Annotated in this window: 13 protein-coding genes; 8 read left to right on the plus strand and 5 right to left on the minus strand. The window is 32.3% G+C overall.

Annotated features, from left to right (window positions below; genetic code table 11):
* Positions 1–188: 188 nt before the first annotated feature.
* Positions 189–3446 (plus strand): cytochrome c biogenesis protein CcsA, encoded by a 3258-nt coding sequence (locus tag LNQ49_RS22260; RefSeq protein WP_229991135.1) that lies wholly within the window; start codon positions 189–191, stop codon positions 3444–3446.
* A 356-nt stretch (positions 3447–3802) separates the two neighbouring features.
* On the opposite strand, the gene LNQ49_RS22265 is transcribed toward LNQ49_RS22260, so the two are convergent.
* Together LNQ49_RS22265 and LNQ49_RS22270 are read right to left on the minus strand one after the other, a co-directional pair.
* A complete protein-coding gene (locus LNQ49_RS22265) occupies positions 3803–4273 on the minus strand; it encodes a DUF6428 family protein (RefSeq protein WP_229991136.1) in 471 nt (156 codons plus the stop codon).
* 18 nt (positions 4274–4291) lie between these two features.
* Positions 4292–4624 carry an ArsR/SmtB family transcription factor gene (locus LNQ49_RS22270; protein ID WP_229991137.1) on the minus strand — a complete coding sequence of 111 codons (333 nt, stop codon included), beginning with the start codon at positions 4622–4624 and terminating at the stop codon, positions 4292–4294.
* A 257-nt stretch (positions 4625–4881) separates the two neighbouring features.
* Between LNQ49_RS22270 and LNQ49_RS22275 the strand changes: the two genes are divergently transcribed.
* The gene (locus tag LNQ49_RS22275; RefSeq protein ID WP_229991138.1) at positions 4882–5535 is read left to right on the plus strand and encodes a hypothetical protein; all 654 of its coding nucleotides are present in this window, start codon (positions 4882–4884) and stop codon (positions 5533–5535) included.
* Positions 5536–5692: 157 nt separating this feature from the next.
* Here LNQ49_RS22275 and LNQ49_RS22280 read toward each other — a convergent pair whose 3' ends face one another.
* From LNQ49_RS22280 to LNQ49_RS22290, 3 genes are all read right to left on the minus strand, one after another.
* Positions 5693–6076 (minus strand): DoxX family protein, encoded by a 384-nt coding sequence (locus LNQ49_RS22280; RefSeq protein ID WP_229991139.1) that lies wholly within the window; start codon positions 6074–6076, stop codon positions 5693–5695.
* Between the two features lie 100 nt (positions 6077–6176).
* Positions 6177–6965, minus strand: a complete 789-nt coding sequence (locus tag LNQ49_RS22285; RefSeq protein WP_229991140.1) for an anti-sigma factor — start codon at positions 6963–6965, stop codon at positions 6177–6179.
* On the minus strand, positions 6965–7495 hold the full coding sequence (locus LNQ49_RS22290) for an RNA polymerase sigma factor (protein ID WP_229991141.1): 531 nt from the start codon (positions 7493–7495) through the stop codon (positions 6965–6967). The genes LNQ49_RS22285 and LNQ49_RS22290 overlap by 1 nt, the downstream gene beginning before the upstream one ends.
* 576 nt (positions 7496–8071) lie before the next feature.
* Here LNQ49_RS22290 and LNQ49_RS22295 point away from each other — a divergent pair.
* The 6 genes from LNQ49_RS22295 to LNQ49_RS22320 all read left to right on the plus strand — a co-directional run bounded on the left by LNQ49_RS22295 (position 8072) and on the right by LNQ49_RS22320 (position 19605).
* On the plus strand, positions 8072–8659 hold the full coding sequence (locus tag LNQ49_RS22295) for a glutathione peroxidase (protein ID WP_229991142.1): 588 nt from the start codon (positions 8072–8074) through the stop codon (positions 8657–8659).
* A 380-nt stretch (positions 8660–9039) separates the two neighbouring features.
* A complete protein-coding gene (locus LNQ49_RS22300; RefSeq protein WP_229991143.1) occupies positions 9040–10023 on the plus strand; it encodes a helix-turn-helix domain-containing protein in 984 nt (327 codons plus the stop codon).
* Positions 10023–11027, plus strand: coding sequence for a helix-turn-helix transcriptional regulator (locus tag LNQ49_RS22305; protein WP_229991144.1), 1005 nt, complete (start codon positions 10023–10025; stop codon positions 11025–11027). Before LNQ49_RS22300 ends, LNQ49_RS22305 begins: the two co-directional genes overlap by 1 nt.
* 169 nt (positions 11028–11196) lie before the next feature.
* Positions 11197–12120, plus strand: coding sequence for a PorP/SprF family type IX secretion system membrane protein (locus tag LNQ49_RS22310; RefSeq protein WP_229991145.1), 924 nt, complete (start codon positions 11197–11199; stop codon positions 12118–12120).
* Positions 12121–12205: 85 nt separating this feature from the next.
* Positions 12206–14143, plus strand: a complete 1938-nt coding sequence (locus LNQ49_RS22315; protein ID WP_229991146.1) for an OmpA family protein — start codon at positions 12206–12208, stop codon at positions 14141–14143.
* A 41-nt stretch (positions 14144–14184) separates the two neighbouring features.
* Entirely contained in the window at positions 14185–19605 is a 5421-nt protein-coding gene (locus LNQ49_RS22320; RefSeq protein ID WP_229991147.1) for an Ig-like domain-containing protein, read from the plus strand.
* The last annotated feature ends 201 nt before the right edge of the window (positions 19606–19806 follow it).

Here is a 19806-nt window from a genome sequence, read left to right on the forward strand (position 1 = left end):
AACTATATTTAACTACCATGACTCCAGTTGCTAGGCAAGTTCATTTAGAAAATGATTTTAGCAAGATAAATAGTACTATGTGAGTCGTGGAAGTGCTTTATTTTGGATTTAATTAACAAAATGGCGAATATTTGAGTCAACATTTTTAAGTACTTTTGTGCCACTTTATAAAATGTAATTCCTCAGTAATGGATAAAAAAATATTCTCCTTTTTGTTTTCTACACGATTAATGGCTGTCCTTTTTTTAACATTTGCAATTGCAATGGGAGTCGGGACCTTTATAGAAAGTAAGTACAATACCGACACAGCCAGAATTTTTATATACAACTCATGGTGGTTTGAGGTCATAATGGTCTTTTTCTTAATTAATTTCTTCGGAAACATTAAAAGATATCAACTACACAAAAAAGAAAAATGGGCAACTTTAATATTGCACTTGGCTTTCATTTTTATCCTATTAGGAGCTTTCATAACACGTTATATTAGTTATGAAGGAATGATGCCAATTCGTGAAGGGGCTGCCGAAAATCAAATATATTCAGATAAAACATTCCTTACTGTCTTTGCTGATGGGGAATACAAGGGCGAAATGAAGCGTCGTGTTTTTGAGAAAAACTTATTGTTATCTCCTGTAGCTAATAACGATTTTAGTATTTCAGGTAAATTCAATGAAACTCCATTCGAGGTTGAATATAAGGATTTTATCATGGGAGCGAAAGAGGTTGTGAAACCAGATGCTAACGGAATCTTATATTTAAAATTGGTAGAAGCAGGTGAAGGCGGACGTGAAGAGCATTTTCTTAAAGATGGTGAAGTGCAAAACATTCACAATGTTTTATTTGCATTAAATAAACCTACTGCAGGAGCTATTAATATCAATACAACAGGTGAGGCTTATACGATTCAAACCCCTTTTGAAGGAGACTTTATGCGTATGGCTGATAAACTTAAAGGAAAAGTAACCAAAGATAATGTACAGCCATTAATGATGCGTTCATTATATAGTATTGGAGATATCCGTATTGTTTTTCCAGATCCAGCTGTAAAAGGAGTTATTGCTTACGAATCAAATAATGATTATAAAGCTAAAACTCACGAAGATGCTTTAGTTGTAAAATTAAAGGCTGAAGGTCAGGAAAAAGAAGTAACATTATTGGGGTCTAAAGGTAAAATTGGAGACTTTAAAACAGTTAAGATTGGAAAAATCGATTATACATTCTTCTACGGAAGTAAAGCTTATATATTGCCTTTCAAGGTTAAATTGAATGATTTTATTGCTCAAAAATATCCAGGAACAGAAAAAAGTTATTCTTCTTTTGAAAGTAAAGTTACCGTTATCGATTCAACCAAAACATTCGATGCTAGAATTTTTATGAATAATGTATTGGATTACAGAGGATATAGATTTTTTCAATCTTCATTTGATCCAGACGAGAAAGGAACAGTTTTATCTGTAAACCACGATTTCTGGGGAACATCTATAACTTATTTGGGGTATTTTCTATTGTATTTTGGATTAATGGCTATCATGTTTACTAAACATTCTCGTTTTGCTGACTTAAAACGTAAACTAGAAGTAGTAAAAAATAAAAAAGCAAAACTAATTACTATTTTAGTATTGATGTTGAGCTTTAACGGATTTGCACAAGAACAACATGACCACGATCACGACCATGATCATGCTGCGCATAGCACAGATCCAAATCACGATCATGCAAAAGATCATGAGCACAATCATGCAGCAGAGACAAAGGATCCGAAGAATCATGCCAATCATGTTACTAGACCACCAAGTCAAAAACAACTTGATTCATTAATAAATATATACAAAGCACCAGTGTCACATGCTGCCAAATTTGGTCGTTTGATTATTCAGGATGCAGGAGGAAGAATGAAGCCTATTAATACTTTCTCTTCAGAGTTATTGAGAAAAGTAAGCCATAGTGATACTTATAATGGAATGAATTCTGACCAAGTGTTTTTGTCAATGACACAATACGCTCAAGTTTGGATAGAAATTCCGATTATATACATTAAATCAGGAAATGATAGTATTCGTAAAATCATTGGAATCGATAAAGATGCAGGATCCGCTCCGTTTATTAAGTTTTTTGACGAAAAAGGAAACTACAAATTATCTCCTTATTTAGATGCAGCTTATAAAGCAGCAAATCCAAATCAGTTTGAGAAAGATTTTATCGAAACAGATAAAAAAGTAAATTTAATGGAATCGGCTTTAAGCGGTAGTATCTTAAAGATTTTCCCGATACCAAATGATCCAGGAAATAAATGGATTTCATACTTAGAAATTAGCAATGCTGGTTTAAAAGGAATGGACGAAACGTATGTGAAGCAGGTTTTACCAATGTATTTTGCCGCTTTAAATAATGCTTCGATTACCAAAGATTTTAAACAAGCTGATGAATTGCTTGAAAGTATCAATGGTTTCCAAAAGAAATTTGGAAGTAAAGTTCGTCCTAGCGAAGAGAAAATTACATCAGAGTTATTGTATAACAAATACGATGTATTCAAGAACTTAACTTATTGGTATATTACAGCTTCAATCTTGATGTTTATTTTTGTAATATTAAATATATTCTTTGAGAAAAAAGCATTGCGTATTACGATAAATGTTTTCCATGTAACTATTGGAGCTTTATTTGGTTTACATACTTTAGGATTAATAGCACGTTGGTACATTTCAGGACACGCGCCATGGAGTAATGCTTATGAGTCTATTATATATGTTGCTTGGGCAACAATGTTCTTTGGATTGGCTTTTGATAGAAAATCTAAATTAACCGTTGCATCATCGGCATTTGTAACAGCAATGATTTTAATGGCGGCATATATGAACTGGATTGACCCAGAAATAGCCAATTTACAGCCAGTTCTTAATTCATATTGGTTAATGATCCACGTAGCAGTAATTGTTGCTAGTTACGGACCATTTGCATTAGGAATGATATTAGGTTTTGTGTCATTGTTATTAATTTTCTTTACCAATAAGAATAACAAAGCCAAAATGAATTTAAACATTCAAGAAATTACATACATCAACGAAATGGCATTGACCATTGGATTGATTATGCTTAGTATAGGAAACTTCCTTGGAGGACAATGGGCCAATGAAAGTTGGGGACGTTACTGGGGATGGGATCCAAAAGAAACTTGGGCATTAATTAGTATTATGATTTATGCATTTGTAATTCATGCTCGTTTCGTACCAGCTTTACGCGGAAAATGGATATTTAACCTGATGAGTATGTTTGCCTTTATTTCAATCTTATTTACTTATTACGGAGTAAACTTTCACTTAGTAGGATTACACTCTTATGCAAGTGGAGAAGCACATTCATTAGATTGGATTTGGTATTCATTAGGAGCAATAACCTTAATTGGTGCTGTGACTTACCCAAAATACCGAAAGTATTATAAAAAATAACAGATTATTAATTCACATAAAAAGGTTCAACTTTACGGTTGAACCTTTTTTTATTTAGTCTTAGCGGGAAAGGATTTTGTTTCAAGTCTCAGGTTCCAAGTTTCAAGTTCCAAGTTCCAAGTTTCAAGTTTCAAGTTCCAAGTTCCAAGTTTCAAGTTCCAAGTTTCAAATCCCACTAAACAGTTGCCAGTTTCTGATGTGAAGAATCTTTACGTGTTCTCTTTGTGAATCTTTGCGAAATAACTCCAAAATAGCTCGTTGATTTTATCTTTCTAAGGCACGAATAAAGCCATTGAGTACTCTTTGTGCCTTTGTAACTTAGAACCTTAGATGCCTCTAGATGCTTTTAAAAAGAATTAGCAACAATTACTTCCAGGAGTACAAGAGTTTGATTGATTTGTTACATCAGAAAGAGGAATGTTTTGTTTTACAGGTGGAATACCACATTGATCCATGGCCAAGCAAGCAGTTTGCTTGTTGAGTAAAATAAAATCTTTACCATTAAAGTCTAAATCATATTTTCCGATTGTAGTATCTTGATATTCAACTTCGATTTCAAAATCTTCAATGCCCAAAACTTTCTCAGAAAGTGCTATGATGTGTACTAATTTTTGAGGTTTTAATCGGTGTTCATAATCGTTGGCATTCCAAAGTTGGAAATTTACAACAGTTTCCTTGCGAACAGTTCCGCCACAATCTATAAAGTTTTTAGTAATCAAACCAACTTCGGTTACGTGAAAATACTCAGGAACAAAAGTCCCGTCAGGAAGCTGAAAATTAATAGCTTCAACAGTTTTTAATATGTTTTTAATTTCTGAAAGTTTCATAGTTTTTATTTTTAATAATTAACAACATTCATTGTTTCTTTTCTCCAGATGTGTGGTGACATATTGGAAAAAAACTTTAATTTTTTCAAATCCAGTTTCATCAATACAATAGCAAATAGCGTTTCCTTCAACACTGCCTTTTATCAAACCAGCATTTTTAAGCTCTTTAAGATGTTGAGAAACTGTAGGCTGAGAAAGAGGTAATTCGTTTACTATATCTCCGCAGATACAGGTGTTTACTTTTATTAAATACTCAATAATAGCTATCCTTGCAGGATGTCCTAGTGCTTTAGTGAGAATCGCAAGTTCGTTTTGGCTGTCAGTAAAGAAATCAGTTTTAGTAGCTCCCATAATTTTGATATTTCTATATTGCAATATTACGATATAGATTTTTATGAAAAAAGGAATTTGCAAAATATTTTTGTAACAGATTAGTATTTAGTTGTATGTGCTTTAGATTTTCCAGTTGTAATAGTTCAATTATAGTACAAAAAGGAGATGAGTTACCTAAAGGATTGAAATAAATTATGAATTACCTATTTTTGTTAATATGCTGGAAATAGAAATTAGAGATTAAACTAGGAGTAGGCATGACTAATTAGAAGATTATGATAAAACAGATTGCAGAAAAACTATTAGGGCGACCATTAGTTACTACCGACGGATACGATGTTACTACAATTAAAGAAGTTGAAAACAAACTGGGACAAGAAATACCAACAATATTAAAAGAGTTTTATATAACGATTGGTAAGTTGGATATTTTCATGTCATCATTTCAGCGATTTATTAAACCAGAAGATTTGTTTTACGAAGATGGAAAATTAGTTTTTCTAGAAGAAAATCAGGCAGTCTGTTATTGGGGAATTAATGCAGTAAACAGTGAGGAGAATCCTTTAGTTTATCAAGTTCAAAATTTAGATAATGTGATATGGAATTCAGAAGAAATTTTGCTTTCTGAATTTTTACAAATGATGTTATATGGACAATGTGCAGAAGGTGGTTACCAATTTTCAGGAGCAATATATGATATGGATCGACATGAGTTATTTGAATTTACAGAGCAATTAACAGCAAGTAATTGGAAAAAAGTTGTAGACCATAACAACTGGATTATTTATGAGAATGATAGAAAACTAGTTTGGTATTTTACAGATGATGAAGGAGATTTATCAGAAGATTATCCTTTGTTTGTTTCAACACAAACCAAAGAAGACTTTTTAAAAATGGAAGAAGAGTATGGATTTACTGATTTAGATTAAAAAGATGTAAAAGGTAAGATGTGAAAAGGTAAGATGTGAAAAGGTAAGATGTGAAAAGGTAAGATGTGAAAAAGGGTGAGAAGTAAAAAGTGAAATGTGAGATGTGAAATTGTAATTGACTACTAATTTTCTCATCTCACATTTCGCAGTAAATATTTTACACAGATTCTTTTGCTAATCCTTTTGGAAACATAATAGCTAGTAAAACACAAATTAATAAGAAGTTATATTCCATTCCATTTCTACCACCTCCAACGACAAACCATCCCTCTTTAAAGTGGACTAAAATAATTCCCATAATAAGCACTAAAATAGTAACAATCGCTGCAAAGTTGATGTATTTATTGATAAGTAAAAGAATAGCAGCAACAATGTGTGAAAGCTTTATAGACCAAGCAAGAAAGACCCCAAAAGGAGCAAACCCGATTTGATTTAAATATAGATTTCCAAAATCATTGATCCCGTTATCAAACATTCCGAAAACACTGTGGGTAAGTAAAATAATTGCAACTGCAATTCTTAAGATAAAAGTACTGTTCATAGTTTGGTTTAGTATTGGTTGGTTTAGGTTTTAAAAATAATAAAAAAACGCATATTAAAATAAATTAATATGCGTTTTGATTTTTATAATAGATTGGTTTTTAAACCTTTCCTAAAGTGTACAATTGATCCATTGTTGGACTTGGGCTTCCGCCTTCAGGTTCAAGAGTGATTCCAAAAGCTTCAGCATAGCCAGTATCTTCTACTTTAAAAAGTTTTTGACTATTAGAATCAAAGTCACTCAATAAACCGATACTTGTAGGTGTAAGCACTGGACTTAGTTTAAGAGCCCATACTTGGTATACTTTCCCTTTTGGAGGTTTTGGTAAACCAGCAGCATCAATATAAGTTACTTTGGTGTCTTTATTCCAATATGCTTTGGCAAATGATTGAGGTGCAACTGCTTGACCGCCTAGAGTAACCCCAGTGTTTTTTATATCTCTTACAATGGATAAGCTTTGTTCGGTAACTTTCTTTTCTTGGTCTAAAAGTGCGTAATCATTTTTTAATTTGTCTTTTTCGCTCCCTACAATGGCTATTGCTTGTTTAGTTTGCGTAAGTTGCACATACTGATAAGCAAAACCTAATAAGAAGAGTACAGCAGCAGCCCAGCCTAGATATTGAGACCAATTAGTTGCAGGTTTCATATCAACGACCTTGCCGTGTTTGAGTTCTAGTTTAGCTTTTATTTTCTCAAAATTAGCTACTGAATGAAAGGGAGAAAAACTAGACGATAGTGCTACTATTGCTTTTTCGATGGCTATAATTTCATCGTTAATTTCGTCATGTTTTTTGGCCATTGCGGCTACTTCCATACTTTCAGATTCAGTAAGCAATCCATAAACATAAAGCTCTAAAATACCGGATTCAATATATTCTTTTGTTTCCATTATAATTTCAAATAAATTCGTAAGTCGTTAATACAATTTCTATTTTGCGTTTTTATAGTTCCCAAAGGTATCGCCAACTCTTCTGAAGCTTCTTGTTGGGTATATCCTTTAAAGAATAATAAATCAATTATTGCAATACATTTTGGCTTAAGTTTTTTTACAAACTCATGAATTCCAATAGTATCGATCTTGTTGACGAGTTTATTACTGTCGTCTAGTAGATGTACGAAATTATCTGAAGAAAGGTTTTTTTGGCTATTATTAAAATTTTTAGAACGAAGTTTGTCAATTGACGTATTTCGAGCAATATTAAGGATCCAGGTGTAAAATCGACCTTTACTTTCGTGGTAGGAATCGATGTTTTTCCAGATTTTGACAAATACTTCCTGAAGCACATCTTCGGCTTCCTCTCTGTTTTTTATAAGAACATTGATGACCGCAAATAAGCTTTTAGAATACATATCGTATAGATAGGTAAAAGCCTTCTCGTCTTTCTTATAAATTAATACTAACAACTCGTCTTGACTCATATTCTGTAGATTTAGGGTGAACAAACGTATTATATTTCCGTTTGAAAATTGTGAATATTACTAAAGTTGGTATAAATATAATTCAAAAAATTAAAGAAATTATAATTTTTTTATTACAATAATGGTTTAAAAGTCTAATAAAAAATAAAATATTAACTTTTTTCTATTTTTTAAAACCAAATGTAAACCAATCTCGTATATGTAAATTATGATAGTCTGAATGGGGGATAATTTAGGGTATCATAATTAATTAAAATAGGAGGTAGGTTTCCATTCTAATGTGATTTTAGAAAAGCAAAGACAAATATGGGGGATAATATTTAGTCAGCTTCTAATGGAAAGGATGATGGAACGAATTTGGAAACCTCTTTCCTTATTTTATTATAAAGTATTATACATCTAACCATCCTTTTTAAGGAAAGAATTAAATGATAATAATTTAATTTGTTTGTTGAGGAAGCCTAATGTTTAAAAGCATTAGGCTTCTTTGATTAATTAACAATTGTTCAATCATAAAATAAAGTGAAGAATGAAATCAAGTAAATCAAATTTGATTAATTTTATAAAAAAATAATTATGAAAAAAATATTGTTTTTATTCTGTGGTGTTATGATTTTATTCAGCAGTCAGAATCAGGCACAAACTAAGAAAAATAAAAATAGCAAAAGCGAAAAGGTTATGGAAAAACAAACCATTTATCAGTTTAAAGTAGAAGATTTATCAGGTAATCCATTTGATTTTGCTTCTTTAAAAGGGAAAAAAATAATGATTGTAAATACAGCTTCAAAATGTGGTTTAACTCCACAATACAAAGATTTAGAAGCAATTTATAAAGAATATAAAGACAAGGGGTTTGTAATTGTTGGGTTTCCAGCAAATAACTTTGCATCACAAGAGCCAGGAACAAATGAAGAGATTGGTGCTTTTTGCCAACAAAATTATGGTGTAACCTTTCCTATGATGGACAAAATTTCTGTAAAAGGAGATGATATGAATGAAGTGTATAAGTTTTTGACTCAAAAATCTAAAAACGGATTGCAAGATTCAGAAGTTGAATGGAACTTCCAAAAGTATCTAATTAATGAAAAGGGAGAATTGGTAAAAGTAATTCACCCTAAAACATTGCCAACAGATCCAGAAATAATCAATTGGATTAAGAGTTAATTAATTAAAGAATTAAGTAAAAAGCGATTTTCAAAATCTTGAAAATCGCTTTTTTGTTTTTATTACTAAATTATGTTTTGCAGTAAAATTTGTACTCGCTTATTTATTTTTGTAATACATATTTAGATAATTTTTACATTTACGTAACATAATTTGATTTATGACTTATTAAGACGTATTACACGCTTGACAAAATGTCTTAATCTGATATTTTTTAAACATATTAAGCCATTAAAATTGTTTCATTTTGCACTCTAAAATTTTTTTAGAAAATGAAGCTACAAAACAATACCACTACCAATAATTGAACACTTTTTTGGATTATTTTAATGCACAACAATCTCGTTTTGTATTATGTGAAATACTTGTAAACAATATTTATGAAAAAAATTACACATAATTATGGAGTAGAGCTAGATTGGGTAGAACCCTTAGCGAAGCAACTTGAAGGGAGAGTTGATGGTAATTTCATCTTGGTACCCGATTATATTCATACAGGAGATAGATATTTCTTGAATTGTGACTTTGGCATTTCGGTACTTTATATAGATGTTTTATATCATTCAGAAATTCATTTTAGACAACAAAATAAAACAGATGATTTTATAGGGATTTATTATAACCTCACTGAGGGAGAAGCTTTATTGTCATTAGGAGGCGGACAGAATCCGATTGGCAAATGGAGTTACAATTTGGCTATTATTGATAGTACATTAAGTTCAGATTATATCGTTAAACCAGGAAGTAGGACATTTGCCCTTAATATTTTTATTAAAAAAGAGGTTATTAAAGGGTTCTTTCAAAATAATCCTTCAATAAAAAAGCATGCTGACGAAATTTTAAACTCTAAATTAAACACAATAGTCAAATTCACAAGGATGAGTAATGAGAGTTACAATCTTCTGATGAATCTACGCTCTCAAAAATTAGAAGGCGAGTCTTTTGACCTTTTTCTTAAAGGAGCTGTACAAAATCTTTTAGCAGAATATATTGAAAAAATGGTTCTTGATGAGATTGTGGTAGACACCGTTAATGAAAAAGACTTGGAAGGTATTATAAAATCTCAAGCATATTTAATGGAAAACGTAAATCAAACTTTTCCCAGTATTGGATTTTTGGCACAAGAAGCAAATATGTCTGAATCTAAATATAAAAATCTATTTAAAAAGATTACAGGAATGACTCCAAATTCCTTTTTCTTAAATAATAAACTGATAGAAGCTAAACGACTTCTACAAGAAAAACAGTTAACAATTGCTCAAGTTTCGGATGAATTAAATTTTACAAATAATTCCTATTTTACTGCAAAATTTAGAGATTTCTTTGGGATGTTACCAAAAGAGTTTATTAAACAATTACAATAATGATTGAAATCAGTCACACATATACTTTGACATCTTTATGGCAAAAAGAACTTGCGAAAGAACTTATCGAAAAGCTAGGAGCAGAGTTAATTGGAGATAAGTTTTTGCAGATGCCAAAAAATATTGCAGATGGCGGGTTTTATTATACAGATGTAGTTCCTGGATTATCAGTAGTAATTTGGGATTTAACATTTAAGCAAGACATTCTTATAAAAAGGGTTAAATCGAAAGATGATTTATATATAATTCATTATGATTTTAGTGATGAGATGAATTTGATTCATGTTGAAGGAATAAAACATAAAATTGGATACAAGGCAAATTTAGGACTGGGGGTATTTGATAATGCTATTGATAATGTATTTCAGCCAGTTGTAGGAGAACGCGTGTTTGCTATGCGATTATTAGTTGCTAAAGACTTATTGAAACTTACAGTTGCAAATGGAGTTATAAGAGATTCGAATAAACGCAAAATTAAAAGTGGAAAAAATACTCTTTTCTTTTACGATCATATTGATAGTAAAAGCAAGGTTATTTTGCATGCTATTAAAAGCAAATCCTTTCTAGATCCAGCTTTTGAAATATATTTACGAGGTGTTGCCTTGAGGTTATTAGCAAAATTTATAGATCGTTATTCAAATCTAGCTCCAATGCTTCACCATATAACGGAAAAAGAGGCAGAAATTTTAAATACCACAAAAGATTATTTATTAGAGAACTTATATATAGGGTTTCCAGGTATCGATTTCTTAGCGGATATGGCTGGGATGTCAGTTTCAAAATACATGTCATTGTTTAAAAAAATGTTTATTGGTACGCCTAAAAATTTCTTTTTAAGAGAAAAAATGATTCTAGCCAATGAACTTCTTAAAAGTGAAAAGTTTGATTCGTTGACGGATATTTCGCACGAATTAAACTATACCAAGCTAAGTTATTTTACTTCTATATATTTTCAACAATTCAACAGAAAGCCTTCTGAGGATTTTGTTAAGGCTACATTTTAAATAGCGCATCCCTTTATTTTAGGGCATATAATTCATTTTTGTTTCGATTTTTAATACAGATTATTTAATAAAAAAAATATTGAATAATTTAAATATGTCTTAATCTGTTATTTTTTTGACATATTTTATCATAAGTAACCTTTCTCTTTGTATTCTAAATTATTTAGTAATGGAAAAGAAGAAAATAAGATTCATACTACTAGTATTATTTTTTTATAATGCTTTGTGGAGTCAACAAGATTCACAATACACTCATTACATGTATAATACGACAAGTATAAATCCAGCTTATGCAGGTTCTCGAGGAGTAATGAGTATTTTTGGTTTACACAGAAACCAGTGGGTTGGATTAGATGGTGCGCCTCTTACTAATGTGGTATCTTTTAATACGCCTATTAATAATAGTAATGTAGGTTTAGGGATATCTGTTATCAATGATCAAATAGGGCCAATGGTTGAGAACGATATTGCTGCTGATTTCTCGTATACTATTAATACTTCAGCAAATTATAAATTATCTTTTGGATTAAAAGCAACAGCAGGTTTGCTTAACGTAGATTACACAAAATTAAATGTTTACGATCCTACAGATCCAGAATTTCAAAATAATATCGATAATAAGTTTTCTCCAAATATTGGTGCAGGAGTTTATTTGCACTCAGATAAATTTTACGTTGGATTATCACTCCCTAAAATACTAGAGAACAGCTATTTTGACAAAAGTGCTTATACTTATGTTGCGAGAGAGCGTATAAACTATTATTTAATGGCGGGATATGTTTTTGATTTAGACTACAACTTAAAATTCAAACCTTCATTATTAACAAAAGTGGTTGATGGAGCTCCTTTGCAAATGGATATATCTGCTAATTTTTTATTTGACGATAAATTTACTGCTGGTGTTGCTTATAGATGGAGCGCAGCTTTAAGTGCAATGGTGGGTTTCCAAGTAACTGATGGGTTGTTAATAGGTTATGCTTACGATGCAGAAACAACAAAGTTGGCAAATTATAATTCAGGTTCACATGAGATTTTTCTGCGTTTCGAACTATTTAAAAACTATGATAGAATCATTTCTCCTCGATTCTTTTAGCATTCAGATTACTACAGAATAAACAGTGTGGAATTTTGATACAAACGAGAGTTCCATGTTTTATAAAAATTAATAAGATCAACAAATGAAACTAAAATTACTTTTATTTTTTTTCTTCAGTATTAGTGTTGCTTTTGCTCAAAAAAGAGAAATTAAAGCTGCGGATAAAAATTTCGATCAATTTGCTTATATCAATGCTATAAAAATCTATGAAAATATAGTAGAGAAAGGATATAAATCGACTGACTTATTTCAAAAGTTAGGTGATGGCTATTATTTCAATGGTGAATTAATCAAAGCTGAAAAATGGTACAAGGCACTTTTTGATTTAAACGAAAAAGTACCTACTGAATATTACTATCGTTATGCACAAGCATTGAAAGCAATTGGCGATTATAAAAAGGCAGATGCAATCCTAGAGCAATTTAGCATGAAATCGGGTCAGGATAGTAGAGCTCAATTGTATAATAAACAAAAAGACTACCTAGAGGTGATTAAGAAAAATTCTGGACGATATACTGTTGAGAATGCTGGAATCAATTCAAAGTATTCTGATTATGGAACTAGTTTTCTAGGCAATCAATTGGTTTTTACTTCGGCTAGAGATACGATGGGATTCATAAAACGAAAAGACAAATGGACCAATCAGTCATTTACTAGTTTATATACTTCAATTATAGATGACAACGGGAATTTAAGCACTCCAAAACGATTTTTGGGTGCAGTAACGACAAGAGTCAATGAGTCAACTCCAGTGTTTACCAAAGACGGACAAACGATGTATTTTACCCGAAATAATTTTTTGGATGGGAAAAAACAAAAAAGTAAAGACAAGACAACTCTTTTAAAGATATATAAAGCTGTTTTGAAAAATAATGTATGGGCAGATATTACTGAGTTGCCATTTAATTCTAACGAATATAGTGTGGCGCATCCAGCGCTTAGTCCAGATGAAAAAACGCTTTATTTTGCTTCGAATATGCCAGGAACTAAAGGAACTTCGGATATATTTAAAGTAGCAATCAATACTGATGGAAGTTTTGGAATACCAGAAAACTTAGGAGACAAAATTAATACCGAAGGAAAAGAAACATTTCCTTTTATCTCAGAGACGAATGAATTGTATTTTGCTTCCGATGGGCATCCGGGATTAGGTGGACTAGATATTTTTGTTTCTCCACTAGAAAAAAACAATACCTACCAAAGAGTTTACAATATTGGTGCTCCAGTGAATAGCAATAGTGATGATTTTGCTTTTTGGATTAATACTCAATCTAAACATGGATTTTTCTCTACCAATAGGAAAGAAGCTGTTGGTTATGATGATATCTACAAATTGCAAGAAATTCTTCCTTTACAATTTGGATGTGAGCAAATACTTGTTGGAATCATTACAGATGAGATCAGTACAATGCCATTGGCTAATACACAAGTACAATTATTTGATTCAAAATTCAACTTATTAAAAGAGGTGTCTACCAATGAAAATGGGGCATATACTTTGGAAGTCGTATGTGAAGAAAGTTATTATTTGCGTGCAGTACATAAAGACTATGAAATAAAAGAAGTTAGTCTTACAACTCCAAAAACAACTGGTAAAACCAAGCAAGATATTGCTTTAGGCAAACAAATAAAAACAGTAACGACAGGAGATGATTTAGCTAAAGTTTTTGGTATTTCAAATATTCATTTTGATTTAGATAAATCAAATATTAATGCAAATGCAGCACAAGACTTAGCAAAAATTATAGCAGTTATGGATGAATATCCAACAATGAAAATAGCTATTCAATCCCATACAGATAGCCGAGCAAGTGCACAATATAATCTTAAACTGTCTGAGAAAAGAGCACAGACAACGATACGATTTTTGATTAAAAAAGGTATTGATAAAAACCGATTAACAGCAAAGGGATATGGTGAATCTCAATTAGTAAATGGCTGTACTGATAATGTACCATGTACAGAAGCACAGCATCAAGCCAATAGACGTAGTGAATTCATTATTGATATGGGTAAATAAAAAGAATTTGGTTTTAGAAAATTCAATTTAAAAAACAAGTTATGAAAAATATAAAAATAATAATAACACTTTTTTGCTTCTTACCCTTAGTAGGGTTGGCGCAAACAGCTGATTTTACAGCTGTGAGCACTCCTGCCTATTGTTTTACAGACGGTACTATTACTGTAACTGCTACCAATACAGTTGGAAGAGTACAATATGAATTAGTGAGTTACAGAGCGGTAAGATCAGCAATCGGTGTTCCTCAAGATGATCCTTTTTTCTCGAATCTAGCTCCCGGAACGTATACAGTAGGAATATATGATGATAATAATACTACTACACCCATCACAAAAGAGGTAGTTGTAGAAGATCGTAGACCATCAAATACATTAACCATATCTAATATTTCATCTGCACAGCTTGCTTATTGTACAGGCAGTCCTGATCCAGGGGCAAGGCTATATACTACTATAAATGGTGGTTCAGCCCCTTATGATGTAGCAGTATTAGATGCTAGTGATAATATTGTAGATGAAATAACGAATACTTATAATCTATTTAATAGTTTTCTTGCTATACCTGCTGGAACTTACAAAATAAGAGTAAAGGATAATTGCGGAACTGTTGTTAATAGTAATAGTCCTCATGTAGTTAAACCTAATATAGTCTATGATTTTAACGTTTCAACACCTACATTTTGGTATTGGGATAATAATGTAAAAGTTACTCATAGCGGAGCAGGAACAGTATGCGACCCTGTGACAGATGCGTATTATGATTTTAATTATTCTGGAGGTATACCAGTGATTACAGGAAATGATGTATTTCCTATATCTCAAGGGCCAGGAGTGTCAACTAGAATGTATGCTGTAGAATATGATGGCATAAAAACGCCGTATATGACATACGATGAACTTAGAGCTTATAAACAACCTTTACCAATCGACATTAACGCATGGAAACCAATGACGATGTGGGTTTCAATTTGTGGGGTAGAAAAATCAACAGTTTATAATTTCCCTTCTAGAAAAAATGATTTTTTGCCTAAACTTATTGCAAACGCAGGGATAACATTTTACATTGCCGATGATAAATCAAATACGCTTTGTACACCAACGGGTTATGTGACTTTATCAAGATTTTCGTTGCTTTCTGGTTTTTGTGATCCACTTACTTTAACAGTTACTGAAAAAAATGGAGTAGAACCACCTAAACAATATACTATAACGGGAGCATCTCAAAATGATTTTGAAGCTCAGTTGGCCATAGGAAATACCTATATTTTAAAATTAACAGATGTAAATGGAAGCGAATTAAATAGGTTTTCTTATATAAATGTAACAAGAGGTCAATATCTAAATACAGGATCAAGAACAGAGATATTTTTGGACCCTGTTCTTTTTCGTCCTTCGAATCAAGATGATTTACCATTTGAATTAGTCAGTATGGCCGATTTTAAAAATTTTGGAAAAAGCCAGTTAGGAATTAAGACTGATTATGCAATACCAGTTCCTTATACTATAACTGTGACCGGACCTAATGGATATAATTTTACAAAAACTATTAATACTACAAGTTATAATGGAACACTAATTAGTAATAATTTGGCTGTAGGTGCTTATTCAGTTCGTATTAATTCGGTTACAGGTTGTTATGATAAAACTTTTCCAATTACATTAGATAGAATAATTGATAGAATTGCTGTTACAACTACAATTACGCCAGACCCTGTTGCGTGTGATCGCTATGTGAAAAGTATGAATTATAGAGTTCACAATCAAGGTGAACTAAGACCATATCCAAGTACTAGTTTTGAATCGATGTTTAATGTGCCTTTTGTGAATTTTGTTGTGGCTGATGGTCCAGCGGGTTTAGGTTATCCTTATGCAGTTGTAGGAAATTCTATAGGATGGAATATGTCATCACAAAATGTAACAGCAGTTTTTAGAGGTGATATCACAGGACTTTATAAAATAAATTTGGTTGAAGACAGAGCTCCTGGAAAACCTGTAATCGAGGGGCCATGGGAAGTTGATGTAAAATCAGAATTTCCTGTGTTTGATATGAATGGTTCAGGAGGGGCAATTTGTACAGGATCAACTACTGGTACATTGGGAGTAGTGATTAGAAATGCAACGAATCCAGTTTATTACTTAAAAAAAGCAACAGATAGCAATTACCCAGCAGTAGGACAAAGCTCAGCATACTTTCCTAACCTTGTGGCAGGAGATTATATGGTAAAAGTAGAAACAGCTTGTTACCCTACAGCATTAGAGGCTTCTTTTAAAATGGATTATATTAGTAATATTACTGATATAATTTCGGGAGCTAATGAGCTATGTGATACAGATCAATTAAATTTTTCTATAAAATCATTAGGTGCAGTAACTAATGTAAAATGGAAGCTTCCTGATGGAAGCATACAGACAACAGAAAATTTGGTATTAGATAATCCTCAAGCAGGGGAATATTCGGTAAATGTAACAACCCGTTCAGGATGTATTGTTACCGATAAAATTGAGGTAAAAATAAAAGCAAGAGCTGTTGCTGCCGATATATTAGTGGCTGATAGTGTAATTTGTTCAGGAGAAACAACTACGTTGCAAGCTGCAAGTACTACTATAACAAATCCTTTATTTACTTGGTATAGTGATGCTAGCTTGACAAATGTTTTAGGTACAGGCGCTGATTTTACTACGCCAGTATTAGCGGCAAATAGTATGTATTATGTTACTGCACAAAGTGCTGATTTTTGCGAAAATATCCCAACTGAGGCTAAAGTAGTAACCGTTACGGTTAATTTATCAGCAACTGCAGCAGATATTATTGCCGATTCAGTAGGTACTTGTTCAGGAAGTACAGCAATTTTAAATGCAGATAGTACAACCATTACCAATCCTATATTTACTTGGTATAGTGATGCTAATTTGACAAATGTTTTAGGCACAGGTGCAGATTTTACTACTCCAGTATTAACGGCAGAAGAAATTTATTATGTCACTGTTAAAGGTGATAATGCTTGCGAAAATTTGCCAGGAACTGCTAAAGAAGTGAATGTAACAATTAATCCAGCATTAGTTGTAACTCCACCTGTACCTCAAATTGTAGGGAATCAATGTACTTTGCCAACTATCAATTTTGATAGTAATGATCCGGGAACTTTATATGTTTGGTCAGTTGACGATTGGAGTATAGGTTTAGAAGATAATTGGATTTCAAGTCCTAATATACCTTCTTTTAAAGCAATTAATACAGGAACAACACCAGTAACTGCAACGGTAACAGTACATCCAATAGGAACAGTTTGTGGGGCAGGATCATTTACGTTTACTATTACTGTAAATCCAGATATAGTTTTAACTCAACCAGCAGATCAAAAGATTTGTACAAACACTATCGTTTCAGAAATTGATTTTGTAAGCAATATAACAGGAACTACTTATAGTTGGGTAAACGATAACCCTAATATTGGTTTAGCTGCTGCTGGTACAGGAAATATTCCTGCTTTTACAGCAATTAATAATGATCATTTTACAGCAATTGCGACAATTACTGTGACACCAACTGCAAATGGTTGTATCGGGACTCCCGTTACATTTACAATTGAGGTAAATCCAGAAGGGAAAATAGATATATTAGGTAATCAGACAATCTGCATGGGAGAAACAGCAATGTTAAGTGCAAGCAGTATGAGCGTTATTAATCCAGAGTTTACTTGGTATAGTGATGAAACTTTGACTAATGTTTTATCCACAGATGCTATTTATAGTGTAAAACCATTGGTTACAACTATTTATTATGTAACAATAAAAGGAGATAATGCTTGTGAAGCAAATACAGGTATGCCAGTAACTGTAATAGTGAATGAAATAGTACCTCCAACCGGGAATGCTACACAAGAATTTTGTTTAGCTTCAAATGCTACAGTTGCAGATTTAGTAACTAATGAAAGCAATGTTGTTTGGTATGATGCAGCAATCGCAGGAAACATAGTTTCATCGGGAACCGCTTTAGTAGATGGAGTAATTTATTACGGTTTATTAAATGTTGGAGCTTGTGAGAGCAGTACACGTTTAGCAGTAACAGCAATAATGAATGAAGTAGTACCTCCAACCGGAAATGCTACACAAGAGTTTTGTTTGGCTTCAAATGCTACAGTTGCAGATTTAGTAACTAATGAAAGCAATGTTGTTTGGTATGATGCAGCAATCGCAGGAAACATAGTTTCATCGGGAACCGCTTTAGTAGATGGAGTAATTTACTACGGTTTATTAAATGTTGGAACTTGTGAGAGCAGTACGCGTTTGGCAGTAACAGCAATAATGAATGAAGTAGTGCCTCCAACTGGAAATGCTACACAAGAATTTTGTTTAGCTTCAAATGCTACGGTTGCAGATTTAGTTACTAATGAAAGCAATGTTGTTTGGTATGATGCAGCAATCGCAGGAAACATAGTTTTATCGGGAACCGCTTTAGTAGATGGAGTAATTTATTACGGTTTATTAAATGTTGGAGCTTGTGAGAGCAGTACGCGTTTAGCAGTAACAGCAATAATTAAAGCTGACTTGCCGGGTGAAACTATTGGTTGGAATACTGCAGCTTGTATTGCCGATGAGGTAACTTATAAGACCTCTACAGGAATGTCGGATTACAATTGGATTGTGGCAGGAGGAACTATTAGTGCAGGAGGAAAATTAGATGATGATTTTGTAACAATTAAATGGACAACAGCAGGAAATGGTTCAGTTGGAGTAGCGTTTATTAATGCTTTTAATTGTGATCCGATTGTCACGATTCATTTTCCAGTAACAATAGCTGTTTGTTCAGATATTGCAATAGGAAAAGTGGTAAACAATCCAAAACCATCAGTTGGTGAGAATGTAATATTTACAATAACAGCAAGTAATATAGGAACAGAAAGTTTTCAAAATGTAAGTATTAGCGAAATGTTGCCATCAGGGTATCAGTTTGTAAATGCAACAGCTTCTTCAGGAGATTATAATAATATCAGTGGAATTTGGAATGTCTCAAATATAGCTGCAGGAGCAACCCAAACGTTAACGCTAACAGCAAAAGTAATGGGTACAGGTGATTATCTTAACATAGCTTATTTGATTGATTCAACGCCTACAGATCATAATCCAGATAACAACCGCGCAGAAGCTGCTGTTGTTCCTGTGGGGATAATTATCTATAATGCAGTTTCGGCCAATGGAGATGGGGTAAATGATTACTTTAAGATAGATGGTCTAGAGCATTATCCAGACAATACGGTAGAAATTTATAATCGTTGGGGAGTTAAAATCTATGAAGCTGATGGTTACGGATTAAATGATAATGTATTCCGTGGTATTTCTGCAGGAAGAGCAACTATGAAAAAAGGGCAAGTTGTACCAGCTGGAACTTATTTTTATATACTGCGCTATAGACTAAATGCAGAATCAAGAATTGAAAAAAGCGGCTATTTGTATGTTAAGTAAAGCAAGTTTTAAAATAAAATTGCTAATAGTAAAAAATAGGAATTGTTTGTTTTTGGGTATTAATTGGTGGTAGATTAATACCAAGTTTTTATGAGAAAGGAGGGGAATGTATTTGTAGGTTATTTATTCTACTGCATACTCTCCTTACTCTTTTTAGTAATAGTCAATAAAAAAAACAAGCTAATTGTAAAATTGAGTTTG

This window comes from Flavobacterium pisciphilum (genome assembly GCF_020905345.1).
GTDB lineage: Bacteria > Bacteroidota > Bacteroidia > Flavobacteriales > Flavobacteriaceae > Flavobacterium > Flavobacterium pisciphilum.